This window comes from Oribacterium sp. (assembly GCF_057249185.1).
The window spans coordinates 1-7,360 of the sequence record NZ_DBHIGR010000116.1 but is presented as its reverse complement, the minus strand read 5'-3'; the positions used below and the strand labels follow the sequence as shown (position 1 = coordinate 7,360).

Here is a 7,360-nt window from a genome sequence, read left to right as displayed (position 1 = left end):
TGTTTTTGGACTTCAACAAGCATATGCCAACTTAAAAGAAAAAGTTAAAAATAAATATGGTGTTATTATTCGCGGATTCAAAACAATTGGAATAAGCGGCATGATGCATGGCTATCTCGTTTTCGGGAAAGATGGAAATCTTCTTACGCCATATAGAACATGGCGGAATACCATGACCAAAGAAGCGTCTGTATTTTTAACTGCTTTGTTTCATTACAATGTTCCTCAGCGTTGGAGCATTGCGCATCTTTATCAATCAATTGTGCGAAAAGAAAATCATATTTCAGATATTGCTTTCATGACAACATTATCCGGATATATTCACTGGATTTTGACCGGAGAAAAAGTTTTGGGTATTGGTGATGCCTCGGGAATGTTTCCAATTAATTTTTCTCATAAGACTTATGATGCCGGCATGATTCAAGCATTTAATACGCTTATCAGTGAACATTCCGTAACTTGGCACCTCCAAGATATTTTACCCAAAGTTCTTCTTGCCGGCTCAGAAGCAGGGAAGCTCACCGCAAATGGCACTCTAATATTAGACCCTACGGGAGATCTCAAGTCTAATATTCTATTCTGTCCTCCGGAAGGTGATACATCGACTGGGATGGTTGCTACGAATTCACTAAGCCCTAAAACTGGAAACATTTCGGCTGGAACCTCTGACTTTGCGATGTTAATTTTAGAAAAGTCACTTTCAGAGGTATATCCTCAAATCGATATAAATGCAACGCCAGCAGGTCATCTTGCCGCCAACATACATTGTAATCACTGTACTGCCGACCTCAATGCATGGGTTCATATTTTTGAAGAATTTGCTGAAGCAATAGGCCACACAATTTCATCTACAGAACTATATTCTTTACTGTTTCATAAAGCTATAAAAGGAGACGCAGATTGTGGCGGCCTATTAGCATATAACTTCTATTCAGGCGAACCAATTATTGGAGTTGATGATGGAAGGCCATTGCTAACACGTTCTTTTAATAGTAATTTCACTCTAGGAAACCTTATGCGTTCACATTTATTTACAGCATTTGCCGGTTTGAAATTTGGAATGGAAATACTACAAATTAATGAAAAACTAACTTTTAACCGCATAATGGCTCACGGTGGAATTTTTAAAACCCCCCATGTAGCACAAGATATTCTAGCTGCGGCTATGAATACCTCTATTTCTGTAACACCAACAGCATCATTTGGAGGTGCCTGGGGTATAGCGGTTCTTGCTGCATATACATATGCCATAAAAGAACATAATACAAACAAATCTTTAGATAACTGGGTTGATCAAGATGTATTTAAACAACAAGACATTGTTACAGTAGATCCAGATCCTGAAATGGTAGCGGGCTTTAACACATTTTATCAAAGATATATTCGTGGCTTACCTATTGAGGATGCTCTAGCAAAATATATGAGTTAAGTAAAGCTAAGAATATACGTTTATATTTATTTATTCGCTTTGATATGGAAAGACTTAATTCCATCGATAAAAACACTTCTTAAATATATATTATGAGAAGCACCAATAAAACTATGGAATTTCAAGTTAAAAAAGAGTCCAGTAAACGTAATTAGAAAAGGACTTCCAGGATACATTTAGAGACCGATAAACTGGTGTTCGCCGGATTATCGGTCTTTTCTATGTTTTTACACTCTCTTTAATAGCTAAAATAACCACAGATTATAGAAATGTAGCACCAATATCATTTACCTTTGAAAATAAAGATCATTGCTACCACTAATGCAAGTACAATAATAAGCAAAGTAAATAATTTCAGTAAACTATTATTTAAAAATTTACTGTTTTTGAATTTTTCATGAAATATAATAGCTACTATTATCATTGCAATAAATATAGCATATTGAATCCAGCTCATTTTACTTATCTCCTAGGATAATACGTATTGGTTGGCGTCCATTTTATCTCTAATGCTGTAGCTTTGTCAGGTTTAATTGCATACTGTTTAAACAGCTTATTTGGGGAATTCCCCTTAAAGCTTATTCAATGATAAAAGCAGCATCTGCATAATCATATTCTAATGGTATGGATAAATCAGATGGCGACCAAAAACTATTTGCATAAAATGCTATATCAACAATTTGGCCTGATTTAGAACCATACTTTTTCATAAAGTCTTCCTCTACCGTAAAAGAAATCTTATTTTTCATAACATATTGTCCTGGAGAACCATCTGCATATTCCAAAAACACTCTTTCCGGCTTAATAAAATCAACAACCGCAAAATTATATTTTGAAAACTCTTTACTACCTTTTAAATACATATTTATAGCATTTACGTCATGTCCTGCATTTCTCCATTCTACAACATTCCATATCTTCATTCTTCCTTGTATGACTAAATATCCCTTATTCTTCGCCTCCTGAATCTTGGCCTGCCTCGCCGCCTCTACCATGGCTTGTTCTTGTGCCTGGTCTCTTTTTCCGTCTTCTCCCAGATACTTTCCGTCAACCTCTTGATTTTTCGCCATGGAGCCATCTCCCAAGAGATAGTAGTCCTCAATCCATTGATTTTTTGCCATGGTGCCATTGGGCAAAAGATAGTACCAGCTTCCCTGTTGCTCCACCCACTCCTGTTTTACCATGGAGCCGGTAGGTTTAAAGTAGTACCATTCTCCATCTATTTCTGCCCATTGATTTCTATAAAAATGCTTCCCTACCCGATAGCGCCATAGGCTTCCGGTTTTGACCCAAGTGCCGGCAAAGCTGACTCCGGAAAATAAAGTGGCTAATAAAATGCTGAGCCACGCCATACTTAAAAATCTTTTTTTCACTTTCCCCTCCATTTTCTCTATTTAAGAGTATGTTCTAAGAAGCGTAACATTTGCCTGTTCCACAGCATTCATGACAGGGTAGATTTCTTCCATATCGGCAGTCCTAGGGATATACCAACTCTTCTGCGCAAAATAATCCGTTAGAGCCTGGTCTTTGAAAATGTAACCGTGGCGGGCATACATTTCATTGATAATCATTTGGGTAATACTTCTCTCTCCGGGAAACATACTATTTGGATACTGCGCCTGGAAGTTCGAAACATCTGCAGTACTTAGCAAACGACTTGCACTTTCTGCATAAAGATACTCTCCTGTAGCAGGATTTTGCACAGCTGCATTGCCTCCCTCTGCACCGGACTGTACGTTGGCACCGGGCTGAGCATTGGCATCGGCCTGAGTGTTTGCATCAGCCTGCATTTCCATAGAAACAGTTGACTGCTCCATAGTGCTTTCCTTCTCATTTTCTGCCAATGAAGCTTGCTCTGAAGCGTTTTCTTTATTTTGGTCTGTAGCATCAGAAGCTTTCTTTTCATCCTCTTTTGTTAAGCCGGATACTTTATAGTTGCCGCCTTTAAGAGAAAGGGGAATAGCTAAATTCTTTACACTTTCTTCTGAAAAATCCCAACGATACTGTACCATATCTCCATTTTTCAAATCTGTAGTTTGGCTAAAATCCGGTAGCATAATGATATTCTTGGCATAGTCAACGGCATCCGGATAAAGAAGGGGAAGAAAGCCTTCCTCCGCTTCTTTAGAATAATGAATTTTCTCCTTCTCTTTTTCCAAGAGAGCATCCCAATCCATTTCCGCCTCTAAAGTACCTTGTCCATCGCTTCCTATGGATTGAATTTTTAGGTAAGAGTTTAAATCAATCCCATTATTTTTCGGACGAAGCAGTAGAAATCCACCTCCTGCTATCACTGCTAAAGCAAAAATTATCAGCCCTGGTATATACTGTCCCGGTTTAGTTTCGGTATTGCTCGGTTCAACTTTTGGAGATGAAGCTCCGGGGAAAATCTGCTCTTCTTCAGGAGAAGCGTTTTCGATATTTTTATTTTCATTGAATTGTTCCGTCATAGGATACTCCTTCTTTCCATGAAAAGCACTTTAATAGGGATATTTTTTCACGAAATTATCCCAGCCCATCTTTAACGCATCCGGTGCAGGAATATAATCAATATATCCTTTATCCAAGTAAGCAGCATACAAAGCAGCATCCGTGGTAACCGGTTCGTCATGTCTTACATCATCCTCGGAATATGTGTAAGTAGCTATTTCTGTTGAATCAATTTTTGAGCCATCATAGTAGTAATAATACATACGATTCCGTCCTGTTTCATAATCGTCAGCATTTCCACGGAACCATAAACCTCCAAATAAACCGGGATAGTTTCTATCCTTACTATATCCGGCATAAGCTGAAGGAGAATATACATCCATAACGCCTTCTATTTTCCGTACACCTTTTTCCGTCGCTCTATAAAAGCAAGTATAGCTAACGCTAGATCCATTATGATTTCCAACCAATAATTCCGGAACTCCGTCATTGGTAATGTCATATAAGGCAATAATCGCACTAGTTCGATCATATACATCCACATCACTCAAGTAACGTTCGTTCTTTACAAACTCATAGAACTGCTCTTTCCATGTCCCTTTATTGGCACTTGCGTTATTCATCGCTTCTGTTGCTGCCTGTGTTGCCGGGGCTTCCGTTTCTATGGGTACAGCTTCTGCCTGCGGCGCAGTCTCTACAGCCTGTCCACCTCCATTTGTATCAGTTCCTTCCCCCGCCTGTCGGGCTGTTTCCTCTTGCAGTGCCTGGGCCAGACTTTCCATCTTGCTCTTTTCTTCCGGACTTGCTTCCGCCATGTTTTGAACAGTGAAAGTCAATCCCTGCTCTCCTGCATTTTCCGCTACAAGGCAGGAGCGATATTGCTCTTCCGGAAAAGCTTCACTAGTAAACTTGAGTAGAATGCGATAAGCCGTTTTTTCCTTTTTCACGGAAAGGACTTCCATATTTTTTACTTCTCCGGCGGAAGGGCTTCCCTGCTCCAGATTTTCCAATATGCTAAGCAATAGAGAATCCGGAAGACTTTCCAAAAGAATGTCGGAATCATCCCCTTCCTTTAAAATCTGTCCTTGCAGGAAGAACAGGGCTTCGTTATAGGATAGAGCTATATTTTTTACAGAAGCAGTCACCGGTTGATTGCTGTTCTTCTGTTCTTTTGCAGTATTTTCTGAGGAATCAGTAGATTTCTCAGGCCGGTTTTCAGGCTTCTGAGACCCACCCAAAGTATTCGAAGCTTTATCTTCAGTTTTTTGCGTTACATCTGCGGTGTCCTGAGATTCCTCAAACTTACTGTTTTTACCGTTACTAAGAAGAATGTGGGATTTACTCTTTTTCAGCCCTTCCCAAAGCTTCAGATAATTCTGTTCCTTAACTTCTTTTCCGTGTAGCATATATTGTCCGGAACTACCTTCTCCAGCCGTTTCTCCGACTGATTCCCCGACATTTTCCCCGGCTTCTTCTCCCGCATCTTCTCCGCCAAAGGGTTCGTAGGAGTGACTGGCGATTTCCTCAAAGCTTAGGGGAAGACTGCCGTTATTCAAACGATAAAGGCGCTCCAACATTTGCCCGTCATATTCTTCCCGATAAAGATAGAGGGTCTTTTCTCCTTGAATTTGGAATAGAGTATAGTTCACTCCGCCGCCGGCAAAGACGTCCAGACTGTCCATGGTGCATAGAGGCTCAAGCTTTCCGCCTGTAAAGCTGTACACCTGCAAATCCGCCTGACTTACCCTGCCGTCTTCCTTACCACTGTTTCCCTCTATGTAAAGTAGCTCCGGGGTATCGTCACCGAAAATATCCCAAAGCAATACTGTTTTTCCCTCTTTATGCTCTGCGTCTTCCCCTGCATCCTCTGTATCCTGTCCGCTGTACTGCCAAACATACGAAGAAATGGCCTCTCCCTTTTCTTCCAAGTGGGCAAGATAGGAGCCATAGGCTCTACTATAATCCGAAGAAAATGCTTCCTCCTTCCCTACGGCATTAGACTTTCTCTGTAAGAACATGAGAAAAAGAAGCAATATCGCCACAAACAACACGAAAAATGGCAAATACTGCATGAGTTTGTAACGAGAAGTCCCGGTACCACCGGCATTTTCTCGTTGCTCATTTGAAAAATTGGAAGAGTTCATCATTTTCCCCTTTCAGCTCCCGTAAGTACGCAAACTACCCAAGTATAACTTGGGTGTAAGTTGCAAAATGCACGAAAATAGTCGGTACTTTCAAATCTCGATAGCCCTTCTGTTTCCCTATTTAATTCTACCGATTCCGTTCTCGCCCATGTCACTTCACAAACTTTATACAAAGTGGAACATATTGCCTTCTATATTACCTGTAGTTAGTTATACATTTGTATAATATCTTAAGAAATCCTCGTAAATTGTCAATATCCTATAAACAGTTTCCCTCCCTTTTGTAGTAAGAATTTTGTTCCATTCCTTCTCTTTTTCTTTATTTTCTTTAGGATTCTTTAAGGCTGAAAACATATTTTGCTCACAGTTTTCTTGTATCCTATACACAGTTACAGAGATGTAACTAAAGAAAAAAGCTTTTCATACTCAACTCCGGGACCTTCTCCTGAAAATATGGTTTCGGAGTCCCCCCCTTCAAAAAAAAGAAAGCGGCTGTGAGAAATCACAGCCGCTTTTCTTTTCTGCTTATTTTAGTTACAGGACTATTATTCAAATCAGTAATGCCCTTCCTTGAAATGCCTGTTCGCTTTCAGCTCCGTCTTATCTAGGAAACTAAGCTTTGCCTTTTTTTGTCCAAGAAAAACAGATTAAAAAGCAAGATGCCGATATAAAGAATCAGACATGCTCTATTGATAAGATTGGTATGAAAAACGAAGTAGTTTAAAATACAAGCTCCATAAGATAGAAAAAGTAGAGCAAAGGAAAACTGATAGACTCTGTTATCCTTTAAAGATGTTTTTTCGTCCTTTATCCTTCTTTCTAACTGACCAGCTGCTCCTAAGCCAATAATCATGGTCATGCAGAAATCTTTTGTAGCCTGCTCTTTACTAATCAAAAAAACAATAAAGAAAGCTACAGCCACTCCGATGCTTAAAAAATCCCAAACACTAAGCTTCATACCTTCTCCTTTCAATGTGCTCTTAGCTTCCAAAGCATTTTTCCTATCCGGAAGCCATCACATATTGTAAAATATTGAACGAATATCTATAAGATGATTATATTCCACTAACATTGGCTTTTCATCTTACATTTCTATTAAGCGGCAAAAATAGCTGTAAAAAATCAAAATATAAAGAAATTTTCGGCAATATAGGTCTGAATTTAGGGTAGTCTGAGCCAGATACTTGCAAAAGACCGGCGAAGGGAAGGACTGTAAAAAATCAATAATTGAAGCGAATGAAGTAGTGTGGGGCTATAATAGGGGTAGTCTGAACCCGTCGGTACTTACTGAAAGCGAGTGAGGCGAAGCTTGAAGTTAGTACCGCTACGAGGCGAGGCTAGCGAGAGCGTGCCCCAT

General features: G+C 39.6%; 6 protein-coding genes. 1 reads left to right on the top strand and 5 read right to left on the bottom strand.

Going from position 1 to position 7,360, the window contains the following annotated elements; genetic code table 11:
- Positions 1–1,429 (top strand): FGGY-family carbohydrate kinase (locus tag ACO4PX_RS07220; protein WP_485572123.1); only part of this gene is annotated, 1,429 nt, incomplete at its 5' end.
- Positions 1,430–1,712: 283 nt separating this feature from the next.
- Here the strand turns inward: ACO4PX_RS07220 and ACO4PX_RS07215 are convergent.
- The 5 genes from ACO4PX_RS07215 to ACO4PX_RS07195 all read right to left on the bottom strand — a co-directional run bounded on the left by ACO4PX_RS07215 (position 1,713) and on the right by ACO4PX_RS07195 (position 6,961).
- A complete protein-coding gene (locus ACO4PX_RS07215; protein ID WP_485572122.1) occupies positions 1,713–1,886 on the bottom strand; it encodes a hypothetical protein in 174 nt (57 codons plus the stop codon).
- A 121-nt stretch (positions 1,887–2,007) separates the two neighbouring features.
- The gene (locus tag ACO4PX_RS07210; protein WP_485572121.1) at positions 2,008–2,802 is read right to left on the bottom strand and encodes a hypothetical protein; all 795 of its coding nucleotides are present in this window, start codon (positions 2,800–2,802) and stop codon (positions 2,008–2,010) included.
- Between the two features lie 21 nt (positions 2,803–2,823).
- The gene (locus ACO4PX_RS07205) at positions 2,824–3,879 is read right to left on the bottom strand and encodes a YARHG domain-containing protein (protein ID WP_485572120.1); all 1,056 of its coding nucleotides are present in this window, start codon (positions 3,877–3,879) and stop codon (positions 2,824–2,826) included.
- A gap of 30 nt (positions 3,880–3,909) precedes the next feature.
- Complete coding sequence (locus ACO4PX_RS07200) at positions 3,910–6,003, bottom strand: hypothetical protein (RefSeq protein WP_485572119.1); 2,094 nt, start codon at positions 6,001–6,003, stop codon at positions 3,910–3,912.
- A gap of 604 nt (positions 6,004–6,607) precedes the next feature.
- Positions 6,608–6,961, bottom strand: a complete 354-nt coding sequence (locus ACO4PX_RS07195; RefSeq protein WP_485572118.1) for a hypothetical protein — start codon at positions 6,959–6,961, stop codon at positions 6,608–6,610.
- Positions 6,962–7,360: the final 399 nt, after the last annotated feature.